Source organism: Kocuria sp., from assembly GCF_030538595.1.
Classification (GTDB): Bacteria; Actinomycetota; Actinomycetes; order Actinomycetales; family Micrococcaceae; genus Kocuria.
In genome coordinates this window covers 1-20,406 of record NZ_JAUNTS010000002.1, presented here as the reverse complement: position 1 = coordinate 20,406, position 20,406 = coordinate 1, and the positions used below count along the sequence as shown (strand labels likewise).

Sequence of the window (20,406 nt, the reverse complement as noted above, 5' to 3'; positions counted from 1 at the left end):
TCAGCAGATTTTGGGGTGGGGAGTCAAACCTGACTCTAACGACGACGCCGCACGGTGACCTGTTCCGCTCAAAAAGACTTTCGGACGGAACAAGTCACCGCTCAACGTGTGCGTGATGGTTCACAGCATGCAGGAGACGCAGCCTTCAACCTCGGTGCCCTCCAGCGCCAGCTGACGGATCCGTGAGTAGTACATGGTCTTGATGCCCTTGCGCCACGCGTAGATCTGCGCCTTGTTGATGTCCCGGGTGGTGGCGGTGTCCTTGAAGAATAACGTCAGGGACAACCCCTGATCCACGTGCTGGGTGGCAGCCGCGTAGGTGTCAATGATCTTTTCGTAACCGACCTCGTACGCGTCCTGGAAGTACTCCAGGTTCTCCATGTCCATGTGGGGTGCCGGGTAGTAGACACGGCCCAGCTTGCCTTCCTTCCGAATCTCGATCGCAGAGGCGATCGGGTGGATGGAGGAGGTGGAGTTGTTGATGTAGGAAATCGAGCCAGTAGGCGGCACGGCCTGAAGGTTCTGGTTGTACATGCCGTGCTCGGCCACCAGGGCCTTCAGTTCCCGCCAGTCATCCCGAGTAGGGATGTGCACTCCGGCGCGGGTGAAGATCTCCCGCACATGATCGGTGGCAGGCGCCCATTCCTGCTCGGTGTACTTGTCAAAGTAGGACCCATTGGCGTAGTCCGAGTTCTCAAAGTTCACGAACGTCTCGCCGCGCTCCTTGGCGATCAGCATGGAGGCACGAACCGCGTGGTACACCACGGTGTAGAAGTAGATGTTGGTGAAATCAACGCCTTCTTCCGATCCGTAGTGAATGTGCTCCCGGCCCAGGTAACCGTGCAGGTTCATCTGCCCCAGACCCACCGCGTGGGACATGGAGTTACCGCGCTGGATGGAGGGCACGGACTCAATTTCGGACTTGTCCGAGACAGCGGTCAACCCCCGGATAGCGGTCTCCACGGTCAACCCGAAGTCCGGGGAGTCCATGGTCATGGCGATGTTCAAGGAACCCAGGTTGCAGGAGATGTCCTTGCCCACGGTGGAGTAGCCGAGGTCGGCGTCGTACACGGAGGGCTCGGAGACCTGGAGGATCTCTGAGCACAGGTTGGACATGATGACCTTGCCCGCAATGGGGTTGGCCTTGTTCACGGTGTCCTCGAACATCACGTACGGGTAGCCGGACTCGAACTGGACCTCCGCGATGGTCTGGAAGAACTCACGCGCGTTGATCTTGGTCTTGGAGATCCGGGCGTCATTGACCATCTCGTGGTACTTCTCCGTGACATTGATGTCGGAGAAGGGCACACCGTAGATGCGTTCGACGTCGTACGGGGAGAACAGGTACATGTCCTGGTTCTTCTTGGCCAGCTCGAACGTGATGTCCGGGATGACCACACCCAGGGAGAGGGTCTTGATGCGGATTTTTTCATCCGCGTTCTCCCGCTTGGTGTCCAGGAACTTGTAGATGTCCGGGTGGTGGGCGTGCAGATACACGGCACCGGCACCCTGGCGGGCACCCAGCTGGTTGGCGTAGGAGAAGGAGTCCTCCAACAGCTTCATGACGGGAATGACACCCGATGACTGGTTCTCGATCTTCTTGATCGGAGCACCTGACTCACGCAGGTTGGTCAGGGCAAAGGCCACACCGCCGCCACGCTTGGACAGCTGCAGCGCGGAGTTGATGGAACGCCCAATGGACTCCATGTTGTCTTCCATGCGCAGCAGGAAGCAGGAGACCATCTCACCGCGCTGCTTCTTGCCGGCGTTGAGGAAGGTGGGGGTGGCCGGCTGGAAACGGCCGGTGATGATTTCTTCCACCAGCTTTTCAGCCAGCTGCTCGTCACCGTCAGCCAGGTACAGGGAGACCATGACCACGCGGTCCTCAAAGCGCTCCAGGTAACGGCGCCCGTCAAAGGTCTTGAGCGTGTAGGACGTGTAGAACTTGAAGGCACCCAGGAAGGTCTGGAACCGGAACTTGTGCGCGTACGCCTGCTTGGAGAGCTTCTTGATGAACTCAAAGGTGTACTGATCCAGCACCTCGGGTTCGTAGTACTGGTGATCCACCAGGTACTTCAGCTTCTCCTCCAGATCGTGGAAGAACACCGTGTTCTCATTGACGTGCTGCAGGAAGTATTGCCGGGCGGCCTGGCGGTCGGCCTCAAACTGGATGTTGCCATCGGCGTCGTAGAGGTTCAGGACCGCGTTGAGCTCGTGGTAACCCATGCCACGGTATTTCTCCGGCACGGAGGGGTCATCGTGGCCGGATTCGGCAATGCCGATGTGCGAGGTGTGGGTGGTTACTGCCACAGGTTCATCAGTCCTTCGTTCACTTTGTGTACGTCATCTTCGGTACCCATCAGTTCAAACTTGTAGAACACGGGCACCCCGCACTTGGCGGAGATTTTGTCTGCGGCGATACAGAATTTGTCGCCAAAGTTGGTGTTTCCAGCCCCCAGCACACCGCGCAGCAGCTTTCGGTTGGCTTCAACGTTCAGGAACTTGACCACCTGCGGTGGCACGGCCCCAGAGCCTTCGGGCCGCCCGTAGGTGGGTACGGCCAGCACGTAGGGCTCCTCCATGATGGGGGGTTCAGCGGAGGTGTGCAGCGGCAGCCGCACGGTGCGCGCCCACAATTTCTCCATGAACCGGTGCGTGTTTCCGGAGACGGAGGAGAAATATACGACGACGGGCGCCGTGGCCCCCTCCGGAAGCTCACCCCGGCACTGTTCACCATTCAGGGCATCCTGCACACCGTCAGGGCTGCCCTGTCCACCGTCTGGTTGATGCTGCCCGTGGCGGGCGGCTTCCAGGAGTGCGGACAGGGCAGACATGGGAGATCACTTCCGTAAACGCTGTAGGGGCTTTCGGTTCCTGCTGAGAGGCAACGTGGTGATGTCTCCGGGGCCGTCTGTGACGACTGTGGGCTTCAGTTCCCGGTGACCCGGGATGAGGCCCGAGGGGATCAAGCAGAAAGGCGCATCCGCAGAGAGGAGATCTTGTCCGGGCGGTAACCGGACCAGTGATCCTCGCCGGCAACAACCACGGGCACCTGCTGGTAGCCCATGGCCACAACACGGTTGTAAGCGTCCTGATCCTCGGTGACATCAATCACGCTGTAGTCAATGTCGCTCTTCTTGAGCGCGCGGTAGGTGGCGTTGCACTGGACGCAGGAGGGCTTGGAGTAAACGGTCACGGACATCTCAAATTGTCCCTTCCATACGGGGGTGGTCTCTGGTGCGCGGTGGGGAGAAGCCGGCCGGGGAAGTACGTGCGTCACCGGGTGGTGACGCGGACCGGTCCGCTAGGTGGACCTCTCTCCTGTGCTGAGCACCGATACTACATCTAGTGTTCGGAACACTGAACAACCCCAAGATGTCGTGTCAGGCACGCTGCGTGGTTGTCCTCACGTCATCCCCAGTTCACCTCCCATCATCCACAGCCACCCACTTGAGCCCATCCGCGCCATCACGGCCAACCGGGCGCATCAACCACCGCTGATCCACAGCTGTGGACAGCCGACCGTGACCTCCTGTGCATGCAAAATTCACATCACGAAACTTCAGGACGGGCGTGTCGAGCTACCACCAAAGAGCTTCCTGACAGCCGCGGATGGGGATGGCAGTCCCATCATGACTTTGGCCCCTTTGGCTTTCCACGCCGTGTAGGGCGGGTAGACCACTTTCAAGGTGTCAGGCTTCAACGGTTTCTCCAGCACGGCCCGTTCGTGGCTGAATGTCCGCAAAGAATGGACTCCGTGGTAGCTGCCCATCCCGGACTCCCCCACCCCGCCAAAGGGCAAATGTGGGTGAGCCAGGTGAATCACCGGTGATCCCACACACATCCCCCCGGAGGAGGTGGCCTCACGGAACGTGCTGAGGACGTGGTTGTCCTGGCTGAACACGTACAACGCCAGTGGTTTCTCCCCACCGTTGACCCATGCAGCCGCCTGGAGATGATCCGGCATGGGAACCAGGGGCAGCACGGGCCCAAAGATCTCCTCCTGCATGAGGGGGCCATCGGTGCTTTCCCGGATCACCGTAGGTGCCAAGTAACGCTGCTCCAGATCATGGGCACCGCCGAACACCACGTCCGGTGCTGCCACCTGGGCCAGCTGATCCACCAGCCTGCTCAGATGGCGTTCGGTCACTATCCGACCGTAGGAGTCACTGGTGGCTGGATCCCTCCCGTAGAGCGAACGCACTGCAGATTCCAACAGGGGCTCCAGCTGAGCCAGGACCTGCGCTGGTCCCATGACGTAATCCGGTGCCACGCAGGTTTGGCCCGCATTGAGGAACTTGCCCCAGGCAATCCTGTGAGCCGCGGCCTCCAGGTCAACGGTGTCATCCACCCACACGGGTGACTTGCCACCCAGTTCCAAGGTGACCGGGGTCAGGTACTCGGCAGCCGCCCGCATGACCACCCGCCCCACCGTGGCATTGCCGGTGTAAAAGATGTGGTCAAAACGGTACTGAAGCACCCGCGTGGTCTCAGCCACCCCGCCGGTGACCACTCCAACGCAATCTCCCAGGTGTTCCCGAATGGCATCAGCCAACACACTGGCCACGGTGGGAGTGACCTCCGAGGGCTTGACCACGGCGGTGTTTCCGGCGGCAAGAGCCCCCACCAGCGGTGAAAGGATCAGCTGCACGGGGTAATTCCACGGAGCCACAATCAACACGGTCCCCAAGGCTTGGTGATCCACCCAGGCATGCGAAGGGGCCAACACGGCACTTCCCGGTGCTTTGGTGGGCTTGATCCAGCCCGGCAGAAGACGCCGTATGTGCTGGATTTCCCCCAGCACCGTTCCAAGTTCCGTGGTCCAGGCCTCCGTGGCGGATTTGCCCAGATCCTGTTCCAATGCCGCCAGCAGGGGCGCCTCCCACTCCCGGACCAGTGCTTCCAGCCGGTCCAGGCGTTCCAGCCGGGAGGCCAGGTCCAAGGCCGGTTCAAACGCCCGGCGGGCTGATTCAACGGCTTCACCAATCGCCTGGGCGTCCGTCTCCACAAGTCCTGGCACTGGAGCCAGCTGGGAATCGTAATCGGTGTGCTGAGGCAGTGGAACGGGCTCAGATGACTGAAAGTGTTGGGCGGTGCGTGCGTTGGTCGTCTCCATGACCCCACGTTATGCCCAGACTCAGACAGCACACGGGCTCAGACACCACAAGGACAGCACGGCGTTACAGCAACCCCACTTGCTTCAGTTTCTCGGCGATGGTGGCGCCGTCGTTGGCTTCAATCAGCGGGATGCCTTCCGGGATGCTCGGTCCGTAGTCCGCCAGCAACTGTCCGGAGGCCAGAACTGCCTCCGCCGGTGAGAGATTGCGGATCACCACGGCCGCCACGTGCTCCGGGTAGCGCCGCGCAAAACCGCCGTAGATTTCGGGGTCATGTTGGCCGTCGTCGCCAATCAGAATCCATTTGACGCCCGGGAAGTCCTTGGCCAGATGCTCCAAGTTCTCCACCTTGTGCCGCGGCCCGGAGCGAAACCAGCGGTCCGTGGTGGGCCCCCAGTCCGTGAGCAACAACGCCCCGGCGGGGTAGGCGTTGCGGGAAAGGAAACGCCGCAGCGTTGGCGCCACGTTCCAGGCTCCCGTGGACAGATAGATGAACGGAGCATGCGGGTGCTTTTTGGTCAGTCGTTCCATCAACACCGCCATACCCGGTGTGGGCGTGCGCGCGTGCTCATTGAGCACAAAAGAGTTCCAGGCCGCCAGCATGGGGCGCGGCAGGGCTGTGACCATCACGGTGTCATCAACATCGGAGACCACACCAATTTTTTGGCCGTCGCGCACCACCGTGACCGTTGAGGTGGCCCAGGCCGAACCCTCCGTCCGCAATTGCGCCTGGTGGGTACCTGCTTCCAGGGCGATCTCCAGATCGGCGTCAATCACCCCGCCTTTGTCCGCCACCAAGCGGAACTCCTGCCCGCCCAGTCGAACGTCAACATGTGCAAAGGCGATGGGCAGGGAGGTGAAAGAGCGCCAACCGCGGATGGAGGAGGCATCCTCATCGGTGGGATCTTCCGGGCCGGCCGTTTTGAGCAGTGCCCGTCCCAAGATCCGGACGTGGGAGGTGGTGCCGAAGCCGTCAAAGGCCACCATGACCGGGATGTCCCCCCGGCGTTTGGCTCTGCGCTGGCGCACCATAGCCAGGCGTTGTTCCAGCCGGTACCCCAGGTTCAGCGCTTCCTTGGTGACCTGATCTACCGTCTGGCGCAGGTCCGTGGCCAGGTCCACCGGCATCTGATCTTGCGGAGCGTGACTGGGTGGCACGTGGCTGGGAGACATGGCTCTCAGTCTGTCACAGCTGGCTTGCACGCCTGTGCCGCCCAGAACTCAGGCCGCCACACCCGTTTGACCGTGCTGCCCAGCGCCACCAACCACTGCGCTCAGTCGAACTCCCCGGGCAACCAGACGGTGAATCGAGTCCGGCCCTGCGGATCGACGTCGCAGCTCACACCCCCACCATGTGCCTCCGCAATGCTGCGGCTGATGGCCAAACCCAGTCCGGACCCGCCCGTGTCCCGGGTACGGGATTCATCCAGCCGAACAAACCGTTCAAAGATGCGCTCACGCTGATCAGGCGCTATTCCGCGGCCGTCATCCACCACCGACACGTGTGCGTGTGAACCTGTCCTTCCAACATCAACCCACACGGTGGTGGAGGCGTGTCTTCGGGCATTGACCAGGAGGTTGTGAATGACCTGCTGGATGCGGTTGGGGTCAGCTGTGATCCGTATCGGTTCAATGTGAGCCACCACGTGGGGCCCGGGGCCGGCCGCGATCCGCTGAATTTCAGTGGCCACCACATCGTCCAGATCAGTGTCCACGCAACGTAACGCAAGGCCGTCGTCGTCGGCTTTGGCAAGGGTCAGCAGGTCATCCACCAGTACGTTCATGCGCTCCACCTGACCCACAAGCACCGGTCCAACGCTCTCCCACCGGTCCGGGTAACCCTGACGCGCTGTCACCTCCAGCGTGGTTCGCAGCGTGGCCAACGGACTGCGCAGCTCGTGGGAGGCATCCGCCACAAACCGTCTCTGCTGGGCCTCCGCCTGGGCAAGACGGGCCAGCATGTGATTCATGGTCACCGCCAACTCTTCCACTTCATCGGCAGTGGCGGGCTGTTCCACCCTGGCGTCCTCACGAGCCCGGCTGATCCGCGCCACCTCCCGGGTGAGAACGCGCACGGGGGTCAGCGCGCGCCCAATTTGCCACCACATCAGTGCGGTACCAAAGATCACGGCCACCGGCGAGCCCACCAGCAAGACCGTTTCCACCACCTCCAGCACGGCCAGTTCGGGATGCCCCTCCGTGAGAACGACGACGGCGCTGTCCTCACCGTCAACAACCACCCCACCGGCTGCCCACACCTCATGCGAGCGCAGATCGGTAGCCGCTGACTGTGCAGTCTCCCCCGGCGCCAGCTCCGGCACGTGCACCGAGACCTGGTGGGAGAGAGCAGAGTCCGGAACTGAGTCCAACACCTGGCCTTGGCGCAAAATCTGCACGGTTTCGCCGGCCATCCGAACATCTTGAATGAGTTGCAGCAGGTGCGCCTGAGAGACACCGTCATCCGGTGTGGCCTGGGCTGGCTGGGTGGCCTGAGCTTCCGATGAGGACTGGGCCTCCGATGTGGCCTGAGCTTCCGATGTGGGCTGGGCCTCCGGTGCAGCTGTGGCATCGGAAGCGGTGGCCTCCATCAGCCGTTGGAGTTGAGCGCTGACTTGCTCACGTGCTTGGGCGGTCAAGGCCGTTTCCACCGCCGTTTTGAAGGCCACCCCCGCCACCAGGACCACCGCTGTGAGCAGCAGTGCTGCGGTGACGGTGGCACGCAGCCGCACTCCCCAGTGGCGGGGGTTGCTCATGAGGGATTTGGGCCACCTACTGGACTGGAGCCGTCTAGGAGACTTGAACCACCTGCGGGACTTGAGCCGCCCCCGTGTCCGCGACCACCCCCTGGGAGAACTGTTCATGGCTGGTCCGCGACCAAGCAGTAACCGTGGCCACGCTGGGTCAAGAGGGTGTTCACCCCAAAGCTCTTGTCAATCTTTTTACGCAGGTACCCCACGTAAACCTCAACAATGTTTTCAGATCCTTCATAAGCCGAGTCCCAGACATGGTCCATGATTTCAATTTTGGAGACCACCTGATCCGCCCTGTGCATCAGGTACTCCAAGATGGCGTATTCCTTGGCTGTCAGGTCTACGGCTGAGCCTGCGCGGGTCACGCTGCGCTTGGCAGGATCCAGTTCCAGGCTGCCCACCCGCAGGACGGTGGGCCGGGCCGGCGCGCCACGGCGGACCAGCGCACGCAGGCGGGCCACCAGCACCAGGAAGCTGAACGGCTTGGTGAGGTAATCATCGGCACCCAGCTCAAAAGCGTCTGTTTGATCGTATTCGCCGTCTTTGGCCGTGAGCATGAGGACCGGAGTCCAAATTTCGGCCTGTCTGATCTCCCGCAGAACGTCGTACCCATTTTTACCCGGCAACATCAGGTCCAAGACCACAACGTCAAAATCCTGTTCCAGGCTCATCCACAGGCCCGTGCGACCGTCATAAGCCACATCCACCGCAAACCCTTCGGCTTGGAGTCCCGTGCGCAGCGAATCTGCCAGTTCGCGCTCGTCATCCACCACCAGCACTCGCATGCCCGAGCCTCCATGATCCAAGACCGTTGCGCCTTTTGTCTCGATCAGGAATCTACCCGTTCCTTGTGCTGGGTACGGGATGCCGGGATGGGTGCTTCCCGTGGATGGCCACCCGCACCGTGGCGCCACACCCATACGGCCGCCACCAGCATGCAGCCGGCCAAGGTGGCGCTGAAGGAAGCCGCCACATCGGAGATGTAGTGCGCCCCCACATACAGACGACTCGCGGCCACCACCAGGGCGAACAGCAGAGCCAGTACACCCACCCACCCCGTCAATCCCCGGACGGACCGCGTTGGAGAGGTGGCCACCAGCACAATCACGCAGATCGCCAGGACCACGGCAAAACTGGTGTGGCCGGAGGGAAAGGAGTCACGCCCCGTTTCGGTCACCATGGGGTTGGCCAGAGCATCTGCCAGGGGTCGTGGGCGTGCCACCAGATACTTCAGCACCAACACGGTGCCCCAGCCCCCAGCCGCGGTGGCCAACAACCACAGGGCGTGAGGCACACTGCGCCAGATCGCAGCAAAGACCGCCATACCACCCAGGATGAGCAATGCGCCTGCGGGTGCCAGGAGATTGTTGATTCCCAGGGCCACCGGATCCAGCCAGACCACGTGATGGGCACTGATCCACTGGTCCAGGGCCAAATCCTCCGCAGTGTCCTGAACACTGCCTGTCACATCAATCCCGAACAGAAGTGTTCCAACAATCAGGACGACGGCGACCACCACCAAGGTGAGGGCCCACAACTTGCGATGACCCCAGCGCATCAGGACCGTGCCGCCAGGTCTTGGCCGTCATCTTGAACGGAACCCGTTTCCGGCTCGTGCAGCGAGTCTGCCAGGTGGTTGTTCTGGTCGCGGGCTCCGCGGCGCCGTGAGGCCACAAAGTGCACCACAATCGGCACGATGGAGAGGATCACAATGCTGATGGCAATCAGATCCACGTGGTTGGCCACAAAGGGAACCCCGCCCAGGAGGCGACCCGCCGTCAGCATCACGGTGACCCACAGCAAGGCACCCGTGACGTTCCACCCCACAAAGCGGCGGTACTTGTAGTGGCTGGCGCCTGCCACCAAGGGGACGTAGGTGCGCACAATCGGCACAAAGCGCGCCATGACAAGTGCTTTTCCACCGTGCTGGGCAAAGAACTCCTCGGCCCGGCGGAGGTGGCTCAGTTTCAGAATGCGTGCGTTCTCGGAGAACAAGCCGCGCCCAAAGGTCTTGCCCAACATGTAGCCCACTTGATCCCCGGCGATGGCGGCAGCAGCAGCCAACACCCAGACCAACCAGAATGGAATGCCCATGACGGGCAGCAGCATTCCAGCGGCAAACAGCAGGGAGTCACCGGGGAGGAAAGGAAACAACAATCCGGATTCAATGAAGATGAAAAGCATCATGATCGCTATGGCCCATGGGCCGGCAGCTTGCAGCACAGAACCGGGATCGCTGAACGCGGAGGTGACCTGATGTAGAAAGTCCATGGGAGGATCTTGCGCCCCCCTAGCTGAAAGACTCCTGAAGTGGCACGTTCACGTGCCCACCGTCACAGCCGTCACTCACCACTCAGGCCCTTCACAAAGGACGCTGCCACGGCGGGCCAGGTGGCCAGGTCTTGGGGTGTGCGCGCAATGTGGAGTTGGTCCCCGGGCAGGGTGGCTCGCAGGATTTCGGAGCTGGAGATGGGGTGGGCGGCGTCGTCGGACCAGGCCAAGATCACGTTGGGGGCTGTGATCGCAGCCAATTCGTGGGGCTCTGGAAGGTCTGTGGCGGCCGCCCCGCGTAACACCGCGGGCAGCAACTCTGCGGAAACTCGCGGGCGGTGCCGCTCCCGGTCGGCCACCGCCGGTGGCTGCGGGACCGTACGCGTGGCGCGGATGTAAGCCTCCAGGCCCAAGGTTTCGATCATCTCGGCGCTCTCCCGGTAGATGCTCGCCTGACCGCGCCGGGTGGCCCAGGACGTGGAGGGAACACACAGGGTCAGGGAGGCAAAGCGCTCCGGGTCCGCCAGCGCGGCATAGAGCAGCGTGGCTGATCCCATGGACGGCCCGATGCCGTGCACTGCGCGGCCTGGAAACACGTGATCCAGCAGGGCCAAAAGGTCCTGAGCCAGATTGGACCACAACCAGTCATCCACCACGGGTTCTCCGGTGGAGTTGCCGTGACCGCGGGCGTCGTAACGCAACACCTGAGCTTTGGGGATGAATGCCGCCAAGTCCAAGCCCCCGCTGGTGTTGGACACGGCACTGGACATCAGGCCGTGCAGCTGAACCACAGCGGGCGCCCCTGTGTCTGACTCCTCCCCCGTGACGGTGTAGTCCAAACGGCAGCGGGTCAGATCCAAGGTGGGCATGGTCCCACCGTACGACTCCCACCGTCATCAACCCGCGGTCAGATGACACGGGCATGTTTCCAATGCGTCAATTTTTGGCGCCCGGTTGGGTATGGGCTGCCGTAGGCCCGGATACTGGGAAGCTGCCAGCACACCAAGATGTGCCACCCGGGCCGGATTGGATCACGGAGGTCTTGATGTATCTGACCAACATCACGCACGCTGCGCTGCCGGAGGGCATCGTGGCCAGCTGTGCGCTGCTTGCCCCGGTCTCCACCGACCCGATCTCCACCGATCAGTGCCGTGAGCTTCCGATTTCCTTCGATCAGCGTATGCACGTCAGTGCCGGTGATCGGCCGGGCACCTGGATGGCGGTGTCTTTTGAGCTCCCGGGGCCGGCCACTCGCCAAGACATTGGGGCCGCGTGGCTGCGCGTCATCCAGCGGCATCACACGTTACGCACCTTTTTTGATGGTGGCGGTTTTGATGGTGGTGGCCCCACACCCGCGGCAACCGCCGCAACCACAGCCCACGACGTCGATTCCCTCCGACTCTTGGAGGTCCCTGAACCTCTGGGGGTCAGGTGGGAGGAGCACAACACCGCGGTGTCCGGCACCCGAGCCATCCTGCGGTCCGTTTTGGATCGGGGATGTTCTCCCATGGCTCGCCCCGCCCATCGCCTGTGCGTCATAGAACCCACAGCTACGGACCCGCGTACCGCTGATGCGGTTCCCACTGTAGTGATAGCCGCAGACCACGCCCACCTGGACGCCTGGTCACTTCCGGTGCTGGCGCACGACTTCTTGGAGGCCCTGGTTCACACCAAGTCTCCAGCCCGTGATACTCCGGTGGAACCTGCGGCGGCTTTCTGGCAGCACACGCGTGAACTGGCCGCCCGGGCGCCGTCGCCGGAAAAAATTAAACAGCGATGGCAAGAAATACTGGCCGCAGGCTCGGGCGCCATGCCGGTGTTCCCCCTGCCCCTGGGCGAACTGGAACCCACACCGCCCGAGTGCGTCACCACAAGCCAAGTTTTGGACGCCCGTCAATTGGCCGAGTTTGAACACGCGGCCGAACACCACGGTCAACGTCCCCTGACTCTGGTGGTGTCTGCCATGACGCAAGCCACCACATCATTGGCGGAGGCGCCCCTGCGGGCCGTACTACCCGTGCATTCCCGCACCGATCCACAGTGGCGCGACGCCGTGGGGTGGTTCATCACCAATTCGGTGGTGGAATCTGACAACCCAGATCTTCCTGCTTGCCGCACCGCCATCCGGGAAGCTCTGAGCCTGGGTTCGTACGCGCTGGAGCCCATGATGCGCCCCTACGGTGGCATGCCGGTTCCCCCGGGAATGTTCATGATTTCCTACCTGGACTACCGCAGGCTCCCAGCAGCCCTGCCTGCTTCCTTGAACCCGCAGCATGTCTCCGCCTCCGCCCCCACCAACGGTGTTCAGGTGTGGTTTGTGGTCACCGATGCCGGGCTGCACCTGCGGGCCCGCTATCCGGACACCCCGCAGGCACAAGAATCGGTGAACCGTTGGCTGGCAGCCGTGGCGCATCACCTCAGAACGATTCCCGGTACCGAACCCTGCCCCACCCCGGCAACACTTCACATGAACTAGCTCACACCAGCGCGCTCGGACTAATCTGCGGACATGGCAAAAGACACCACACCACAAGATCCCACGGACAACGACGCTCTGGATCTGGAAGACTCCGTCTCCCACAAACCCAAAAAACGGATGAACAAGGCCATCTATGAGGCCGAGTTGCTTCGGCTGCAGGCCGAGTTGGTGGAGATGCAGGAGTGGGTCAAAGCCACGGGACAGCGCGTCGTCGTTATTTTTGAGGGCCGCGATGCCGCTGGCAAGGGCGGGGCGATCAAACGCGTCACCGAATATCTGAATCCCCGAATCGCCCGCATTGTGGCGCTTCCTGCGCCCACCGAGCGGCAAAAGACGCAGTGGTATTTCCAGCGCTACATTCAACACTTGCCGGCCGCAGGTGAGATCGTGCTGCTGGACCGCTCCTGGTACAACCGCGCCGGGGTGGAACGAGTGATGGGGTTCTGCACTCCCCAGGAATACCGCCGGTTCCTGCGTCAGTGCCCCATTTTTGAGCGCATGTTGGTGGAGGACGGCATCATTTTGATCAAGTACTGGTTTTCCGTGTCCGGGGATGAACAGTACAAGCGCTTTGAGTCTCGCATGGAAGACCCCATGCGGCACTGGAAGCTCTCCCCCATGGACCTGGAATCAATCACCCGCTGGGAGGACTACTCACGCGCCCGGGACGCCATGCTGGTGCACACGGACATTCCGGAATCCCCGTGGAATTTTGTGGAAGCCGAGGACAAACGTCGCGCACGGATCAACATGATCGCGGATTTGCTGGAGCGTGTGCCGTGGGAACGCGTGCCGCTTCCCGAACTGTCCCTGCCCAAGCGGCCAACCACCAACGGGTACCGCCGCCCGGACCGGTCCCTACAGCATGAAGTGGCCGATCATGCCACCACGATCGAACAAGCTGCACTGGCTGAGGGCTCCGGCAAGAAAAAGTCAGGAAAGGCCTCCTCCGCACAAAAGGCTGGTAAGTCCAGCAAAGCCAAGAAGTCCAAAAAGGCTTGAGACTTGCGCTGCACTCTCCATGAGGTACGACGACGGCGGTGGGTGACCACCGCCGTCGTCGTACCTTGTGAGGGCCGTGCCTTGTGAGGACAGCCGCTATCGGGGTCCGGTTCAGCGTGTGCTGAGTTCGCGCTCCATCTCTTCCAAGGCAACTCCCTTGGTTTCCGGCATGGCTTTGATGACCCAGATCAACTGGGCCACCATGCAGACGAAAAACACTGCGAATGCCGTTCCCGGCCCCAGGCCACCGGCAATCCAGGGGAAGGTCCAACTGATCACCGCAGCGGCAAACCAGTGCGTGAAGGAGCCCAAAGCCTGGCCGCGGGCACGGACACGGTTGGGGAAGATTTCTGAGATGAAAACCCAGATCACTGAACCTTGGCCGAAGGCGTGAGCCGCAATGAACAACAGTAGTGAGGCCAGCACCAGGGCGCTGCTGAGGTTGCCGAAATTGTCGCCCTGGGTGAAGAACAACATGGCAATCACGCCCAGGCTGATCAGGTAACCAATCGACCCGATCAACATGAGTTTGCGGCGGCCGAACTTGTCAATCACGGTCAGGGCCACCATGGTGGCAATCAGATTCATCCCGCCAACGGCAATGGATTGCAGGAATGCCGAGTCATCGCCGGCGCCGGCCATGCGGAAAATGTCCGGCGCGTAGTACATGATGGCGTTGATGCCGGAGAGTTGGTTGAACGCCGCAATGGCGATGGCCAGGAGTATGACCCTGCGGTACTGGGGCACAAAAAACCGCACCTTGCTGGTGTCTTTGGCCAGATCCGCAACAGCGTCCTGAATTTCGGTTTCCAGCTCAGCCGCTTCCTGCGGTGACGTGGCCAGCCGTTGCATGTTGGTCCGAGCCAAGTCTGTGCGGCCTTTGAGGAAAAGCCAACGTGGCGATTCGGGGACTGTGAAGAGCAAGAGGATGAAGATGGCTGCGGGCAGAGCCTCCACGCCAAACATCCAGCGCCAGGCCACCCCCGGATCAATGGCCCGGGCAATGAAGTAATTGGACAGGTACGCCAAGAGAATGCCCAGCACCACATTGAACTGAACCAAACCCACCAGGCGGCCACGCAATCGGGGCGGGGAGATTTCTGCGGTGTAGATGGGGGCGGTCACGGAGGCACCGCCCACGCCTATACCGCCCAGGAATCGAAAGAAAATGAACAGATACCAGTTGTCCACCACGGCGGACCCAATGGCGGAGACCAGGTACAGCACACCAATCACCACAAGGATGTTCTTACGGCCGTAGCGGTCGGAGGGCCGCCCAGCCGTCAGCGCCCCAATGATCGTGCCAATCAGGGCCGATGCCACAGTGAACCCCAGGGCAAAAGTCCCCAGATTGAACTGCTCGGTCAAAGCCTGTGTGGTCCCGGAGATCACAGCTGTGTCAAAGCCGAACAGCAGACCACCCAGGGCAGCCACAATGGCGCTGCGGAGAACAATTGGTTTCATGAGAAATCCTGTTCCATCATGTACGTGGAACGGGGAACACGAAGCCCGAATCCCCCGGGGCAGAGAATTGCCGATAATTCTCTGACCGGGAGTATGCTCCTCAACTTCTATATGACCAATGAGTAACTGGCAGATGACATCAAATGTTGCCTTCTGTGTCACAGCTCCGGCATTTCCTGCGGGAGTGCAAGCACTGTCCCGGGTCATACGGAGCAACCGCGCATCCTCCGAAACAATGGCAACGGTGAGCGCCCGGGGGCTGCTGTTGCACGTACCTCACGCGATTCGGCGGTACACCACCCGCACGGGTTCGGCGTAGCCCACATCCATGAAATTGCCGCTGGTCAATGCACTCCACACGGCAAAAATTGCCCAGAACGGCGCCAAGCCCACCCCCAGATACCTCCAGGCACCACGCCAGGCTCCCACACGCCGCCCTGTCCAAGCACGCAAAGAAATCACCCCGGTCAGCAGCTGCCCCGGAGAAACTGTCAGCCCGTACAAGACACCGAAAAACAGCAGCGCCGCAGGATAACTCAGCACGGCAACCACCGCCGTGGCTGCTGCACTCGGAGCAATAGCTGCTCCACCCGTCATGCAGACACATGTGGCCACCGTGATGAGTGCGGCGTCGATCAGTCTGGCGGCCCAGCAGCGGTGAGCAGAGGCCTGCGGTAGTGGCTTCCCGTGACGCACCACCACCCCCAGCCCGGGATCGGCGCTGGGGGTGGTCTGCTGCTGCGGGTACCAGCCGTAGGTCATGGCCCTACCCTACGGCGGTCATTCCGCTCACAACCGGCGGCAATTCTGCTCAGAATGTGGCGGTGTCAATCACATAGCGGTAACGCACCTTGGAGTTGACCACGTGGTTGTAAGCCTCGGTGATGTCTTCGCCGGAGATCATTTCAATCTGAGGATGAACTCCGTGTTCAGCACAGAAATCCAGCATTTCCTGGGTTTCAGCCATACCACCGATCTGTGAACCGGCCATCACCTTGGAGCCAATCACAATGCCCGCCAAATGCAGCGTGGTGGGGTTTTCCGGCAGCCCCACGTCCACAAATACGCCCATAGGCTTCAGCGCACCCAGCAGTCCGGTGTAGTCCAAGTCGTCCGCGCTGACGGTGCACACAATCAGGTCGAAGGTCCCGGCCAAATTGGCCAGTGTGCCTTCCTCCGCCAACGCGTAGTAGTCAGTGGCACCAAAGCGGCGACCATCATCTTCTTTGGAGCGCGTCTGGGAGATCACGGAGACCTCCGCACCCATGGCTGCAGCAAGCTGCACCCCCATGTGGCCCAGACCGCCCATGCCCACAATGGCCACCTTCTTGCCGGGTCCTGCACCCCAGCGCTTGAGTGGCGAGTACATGGTGATTCCGGCGCACAGCAACGGGGCTGCGGTTTCAAAAGGGATCTCATCCGGGATGCGGGCCGCAAAGTTTTCGTTGACCGTGAAGCCTTGGGCATAGCCCCCGGCGGTCGGGTTGCCATCTGCGTCGTCGCCGTAGGTCCACAGCGTCCCGCCGTTGCCCACGCAGTACTGTTCTTCACCGGCCGTGCAGTATTCGCAGGCACCGCAGGAATTAACCATGCAGCCCACACCCACCTTGTCCCCCACGGCGTATTTGGTGACCTCATCACCCACCCGGGTCACAATTCCTGCGATTTCGTGCCCGGGAGTCAGCGGGAACTTGGCCGGCCCCCATTCCTCACGTGCAGTGTGAATGTCTGAGTGGCAGATACCGGCGTATTTGACCTCAAAGTAGATGTCATGAGGCCCGGGTTCTGGAATTGCCACAGTGGTCCTGTGGAACTGAGTGGTCTTGTCATCACAGGCGTAAGCCAGGACTTCAGGCATGATGCGCTCCTCATAGATCGGACCCACCACTGACCCAACCGGGCTGTGGGCGGCATGGGTCATTCCATCCTGCACCCCCAGATTGAAGCGACTCAAGGTTATCGCTGACGGTGAACCGCCTAGTGAGAACGAGTGTCAGAACTCTGTGAGGTCAGTGCGCCCAAGGAGTAGGACACCTCTGGCATCAGCACCGTGGCGCGGTCACCCGTGGCGGAACCAGCCTGGCGGGCTGCTTGCGCCATGGCTTCCCGAAAAGCCGTGATCGCCGGATGATGCGTCCTGGAAGCGCGCACCGAGGTGAAGATCTTGCGGTGCGGCCCATCGGGCAGCGCAATGAGTTGAATCCCGCCGGTGTATTGGGAACCCACCAGACCGTGCACAAAAGCTGCCGCATGACCGGTGCGGACCATGTGCAGCTGCAGCAGCGGGTCCGGGGAGTCAAGAATGATCCGCGGCTCATAACCAGCCGCGCGGCACAACGAGCGCGACCACACCCCCATCTGGGTGTCGGCAGCATCCAATGCCCACGGGGTTTGGGCCAGTTCACCCAGATCGGCCACCCGCGTTGAGAATCTGCCAACATCCGGCAGGGCCAACACCTGCGGATCTTGGATCAGTTCAACGCGGTCGCTGCCGGGGCGCGGAGCTACGGGAAACCCTGGCAGTTCCTCTCCAACAATCAGATCGAACTCCAGGGACAGCAATCCGTCATAGGCACGGTCCAACACCCGTTGCGTGATCTCCACCTGCAGCAGCGGATGGCGCTCAGCCAACAAAGACAGCGCCGTGGGCATCAGGGTCATCACCACCGTTTGGAACGAGGCCACGCGCAGCACCCCCTGCACCTCAGATTTGGTGGCATCAAGATCCGCTTGCGCGCGCTCCAGGCGGGCCAGCACCGCATCCGCATGCCCCACCAAGGACTCACCGGCATCCGTCAGGTGCACACCACGCCCCACGCGTTCCAACAGGGCCACTCCGGCCTCACGTTCCAGCAGGGCCAACTGCTGGGAGACCGCTGACGGAGTGTAGGACAAGACTCTTGCCACCTCCGCCAAGGTTCCGCGGCGCTTGAGTTCACTGAGCATCCGCAGCCGGTTCAGATTCAGCATCTTCCCTCTTAAGTTCTACTTCAGTAAACCAGTAAGAATCATTCGCTAGATTAATCTAATGAGCAGCGGCAAGCTATGGGGCATGACCTCCTCCGCACCAACGCCCGTCGTCGTCAGCGGCACCAACTCCGCACTGTCCCGGGCCGGGCGGGGCACGGGTACCGGGCCTGCTGTGGCCCTGGTCCTGGGTTCCTGCATCTCTCTGCAATTCGGGGCAGCTCTGGCCATGCAGCTGTTCCCCGTGTTCGGCACCTGGGCCACCACCTCCTTCCGATTGGGCTGTGCAGCTCTTGTGCTCTGCGCCGTGGCGCGGCCCCGATTCCTGTCCTGGACCCGGGACCAGTGGAAAGCCGTTGTGGCCTTCGGCTTTGCCCTGGCCTTGATGAACGGGTTTTTCTACGCGTCCTTGGCCCGTATCCCCTTGGGAACAGCTGTCTCCATCGAGTTTCTGGGGCCGCTGTTGCTGGCCGCGATTCTCTCCCGCAGAGGCCGGGACCTGATCTGGGTGGCGCTGGCTCTGGCCGGCATGGCGGTGCTGGGCGTGGAAAGTGCCCTGGGTGTGGAGTCCCTGGATCCCCTGGGCGTGCTCTTTGCGCTGGTGGCGGGCGGCTTCTGGGCCCTCTACGTTCTCACCAGTGCCCGCGTGGGACAGGTGATCCCAGGGTCCGGCGGATTGGCCATGGCGCTGGTGGTGGCAGCCGCGCTGCTGGTGCCCTTCAGCGTGGGCCACGTGAGTGCCCTGGTCACTGATCCGCGTCTGCTGGCCTTGGCCCTGGGCACCGCCATCCTGGCTTCTTTGGTGCCGTACACCTTTGAGCTCAGTGCCCTGCGCAGCCTGCCCCGTCCGGTTTTCGGCATCTTGCTCAGCATGGAGCCCGTGGTTGCCTCCATAGCCGGTTGGGTGCTGTTGGACCAGGTTGCGGGTACCTGGCGGATCATGGCTGTCACCTTGGTGGTGGCGGCCAGTATTGGCAGCACCGTCACTGCTGGTCGTGCCGTTCCCGGTGAGGTTCCCAGAACAACCCCACCACAACGACGTGGTAGCTCACCCACCGCACCCAAGACCCCACCGCTGTCCTAGGCTGAAACCATGACTCCTGCCGTGACCAACCCTCTGGAATCCGTGCCACTGGAGCAGCTACGGAAACGCACCAGCGAAAAATGGCACCACTATCCCCCGGAGGTGCTGCCCCTTTGGGTGGCGGAAATGGATGTGATCCCGGCCCGGCCCATCCGTCAAGCGGTGCAGGAGGCCGTGGAGTCCGGGGACACCGGGTATCCGTCAGGGGATGTGTACCCGCAAGCCCTCAGTGACTTTGCGGCACGCCGGTGGGGGTGGACCGGTGCCGAACCGCAACGGATGCGCACGGTACCGGATGTGATGACCGGCATCAGTGCCGCCATCTCCGCGCTCACGGACCCGGGAGACACGGTCATTGTCTGCTCCCCCGTCTATCCGCCGTTTTACGTTTACACCAAGCATCTGGGTCGAAAAGTTGTGGAGGCGCCGCTGACTCCCGGTGGAAGACTGGACCCGGAAGCCGTCCAGGCCACCTTCCAACGGATTTCAGGCACCACCCGCCAGCCGGTGTTGCTGCTGGCCAACCCGCATAATCCCACCGGGGTGGTACATACTCGCGCAGAGCTGGAAGCAGTTGCGGCCCTGGCCCGGAAGTTCAACGCCCGGGTCATTTCGGATGAAATTCACGCCCCTTTGGTGCTGCCCGGTGCTCACTTTGTGCCCTACCTCAGCGTGACCGGCACAGAGCCGGACTTTGCAGTGTTTTCAGCGTCCAAAGCGTGGAATCTGGCCGGATTCAAGGCGGCCGTGCTGCAGGCAGGTTCGGAGGCCACCCAGGATCTTGCGCGGGTTCCCTGGACGGTGGATGCCGGTGCCAGCCACCTGGGAATCCTGGCCCATGTGGCGGCCCTACAGCACGGGCAACCCTGGCTGGATACGCTGCTGGCGGGCCTGGCCTCCAACCGCCGTCTGCTCCAAGAACTGGTGGAACAGCATGCGCCCGGGCTCAGGTTTCAGCCCCCAGAGGCCACCTACTTGGCTTGGCTGGATTGTTCGCAGGTGGACCTGCCTGCAGCTGAGCCGGGAAGCCTCTCCAGGCAGTTCCGGCTGACGGGCCCCGCTGGGTTTTTCCTGGACCACGCCGGAGTTGCCCTCAACGACGGCTCCACCTTTGGGACCGGCGGACGCGGCTTTGTACGCCTGAACTTTGGAACCTCTCCCACCATCTTGAGCATCGCCGTCGAGCGTATGGGTGCCGCACTGGCAGCAGTGGGCTGACAGCCGGAGTCATCACCAAGCCGTGCGCAGTTTGATACCTCATCAGCGCTGATG

Annotated in this window: 18 protein-coding genes; 4 read left to right on the top strand and 14 right to left on the bottom strand. The window is 62.0% G+C overall.

The features are described 5' to 3' along the window. Positions 1–120: 120 nt before the first annotated feature. The 10 genes from nrdE to Q4G32_RS02355 all read right to left on the bottom strand — a co-directional run bounded on the left by nrdE (position 121) and on the right by Q4G32_RS02355 (position 11,007). Positions 121–2,226 (bottom strand): class 1b ribonucleoside-diphosphate reductase subunit alpha, encoded by a 2,106-nt coding sequence (gene nrdE, locus Q4G32_RS02400; protein ID WP_303349260.1) that lies wholly within the window; start codon positions 2,224–2,226, stop codon positions 121–123. Positions 2,227–2,300: 74 nt separating this feature from the next. After that, complete coding sequence (nrdI, locus tag Q4G32_RS02395; RefSeq protein ID WP_368660353.1) at positions 2,301–2,834, bottom strand: class Ib ribonucleoside-diphosphate reductase assembly flavoprotein NrdI; 534 nt, start codon at positions 2,832–2,834, stop codon at positions 2,301–2,303. Positions 2,835–2,965: 131 nt separating this feature from the next. After that, a complete protein-coding gene (gene nrdH, locus Q4G32_RS02390) occupies positions 2,966–3,202 on the bottom strand; it encodes a glutaredoxin-like protein NrdH (RefSeq protein ID WP_303349040.1) in 237 nt (78 codons plus the stop codon). A 360-nt stretch (positions 3,203–3,562) separates the two neighbouring features. After that, on the bottom strand, positions 3,563–5,116 hold the full coding sequence (locus tag Q4G32_RS02385; protein WP_303349039.1) for an aldehyde dehydrogenase family protein: 1,554 nt from the start codon (positions 5,114–5,116) through the stop codon (positions 3,563–3,565). A gap of 64 nt (positions 5,117–5,180) precedes the next feature. Next, positions 5,181–6,290: an App1 family protein gene (locus Q4G32_RS02380; protein WP_303349038.1), complete on the bottom strand. Its 1,110-nt coding sequence runs from the start codon at positions 6,288–6,290 to the stop codon at positions 5,181–5,183. 101 nt (positions 6,291–6,391) lie between these two features. Further along, positions 6,392–7,870, bottom strand: a complete 1,479-nt coding sequence (locus Q4G32_RS02375; RefSeq protein WP_303349036.1) for a sensor histidine kinase — start codon at positions 7,868–7,870, stop codon at positions 6,392–6,394. Positions 7,871–7,974: 104 nt separating this feature from the next. Next, positions 7,975–8,652, bottom strand: a complete 678-nt coding sequence (locus Q4G32_RS02370; RefSeq protein WP_303349034.1) for a response regulator transcription factor — start codon at positions 8,650–8,652, stop codon at positions 7,975–7,977. A gap of 44 nt (positions 8,653–8,696) precedes the next feature. Next, entirely contained in the window at positions 8,697–9,425 is a 729-nt protein-coding gene (locus tag Q4G32_RS02365; protein ID WP_303349032.1) for a phosphatase PAP2 family protein, read from the bottom strand. Beyond that, positions 9,425–10,138 carry a VTT domain-containing protein gene (locus Q4G32_RS02360; protein WP_303349030.1) on the bottom strand — a complete coding sequence of 238 codons (714 nt, stop codon included), beginning with the start codon at positions 10,136–10,138 and terminating at the stop codon, positions 9,425–9,427. The genes Q4G32_RS02365 and Q4G32_RS02360 overlap by 1 nt, the downstream gene beginning before the upstream one ends. Before the next feature lie 71 nt (positions 10,139–10,209). Further along, positions 10,210–11,007: an alpha/beta fold hydrolase gene (locus Q4G32_RS02355; RefSeq protein ID WP_303349028.1), complete on the bottom strand. Its 798-nt coding sequence runs from the start codon at positions 11,005–11,007 to the stop codon at positions 10,210–10,212. Between the two features lie 176 nt (positions 11,008–11,183). Between Q4G32_RS02355 and Q4G32_RS02350 the strand changes: the two genes are divergently transcribed. Further along, positions 11,184–12,614: a peptide synthetase gene (locus Q4G32_RS02350; RefSeq protein ID WP_303349026.1), complete on the top strand. Its 1,431-nt coding sequence runs from the start codon at positions 11,184–11,186 to the stop codon at positions 12,612–12,614. 120 nt (positions 12,615–12,734) lie between these two features. Then, positions 12,735–13,619, top strand: coding sequence for a polyphosphate kinase 2 (ppk2, locus tag Q4G32_RS02345; protein WP_303349258.1), 885 nt, complete (start codon positions 12,735–12,737; stop codon positions 13,617–13,619). Positions 13,620–13,730: 111 nt separating this feature from the next. Here the strand turns inward: ppk2 and Q4G32_RS02340 are convergent, their stop codons facing one another. The 4 genes from Q4G32_RS02340 to Q4G32_RS02325 form a co-directional block, all read right to left on the bottom strand. Further along, complete coding sequence (locus tag Q4G32_RS02340; RefSeq protein ID WP_303349024.1) at positions 13,731–15,083, bottom strand: sugar porter family MFS transporter; 1,353 nt, start codon at positions 15,081–15,083, stop codon at positions 13,731–13,733. A 276-nt stretch (positions 15,084–15,359) separates the two neighbouring features. Continuing rightward, complete coding sequence (locus Q4G32_RS02335) at positions 15,360–15,845, bottom strand: hypothetical protein (protein WP_303349023.1); 486 nt, start codon at positions 15,843–15,845, stop codon at positions 15,360–15,362. Between the two features lie 49 nt (positions 15,846–15,894). Then, on the bottom strand, positions 15,895–16,941 hold the full coding sequence (locus tag Q4G32_RS02330) for an NAD(P)-dependent alcohol dehydrogenase (protein WP_303349022.1): 1,047 nt from the start codon (positions 16,939–16,941) through the stop codon (positions 15,895–15,897). Positions 16,942–17,060: 119 nt separating this feature from the next. Further along, a complete protein-coding gene (locus tag Q4G32_RS02325) occupies positions 17,061–18,053 on the bottom strand; it encodes a LysR family transcriptional regulator (RefSeq protein WP_303349021.1) in 993 nt (330 codons plus the stop codon). A 58-nt stretch (positions 18,054–18,111) separates the two neighbouring features. Here Q4G32_RS02325 and Q4G32_RS02320 point away from each other — a divergent pair, with 58 nt between their 5' ends. Beyond that, on the top strand, positions 18,112–19,134 hold the full coding sequence (locus tag Q4G32_RS02320; protein WP_303349019.1) for an EamA family transporter: 1,023 nt from the start codon (positions 18,112–18,114) through the stop codon (positions 19,132–19,134). A gap of 9 nt (positions 19,135–19,143) precedes the next feature. After that, complete coding sequence (locus Q4G32_RS02315) at positions 19,144–20,352, top strand: MalY/PatB family protein (protein WP_303349017.1); 1,209 nt, start codon at positions 19,144–19,146, stop codon at positions 20,350–20,352. Positions 20,353–20,406: the final 54 nt, after the last annotated feature.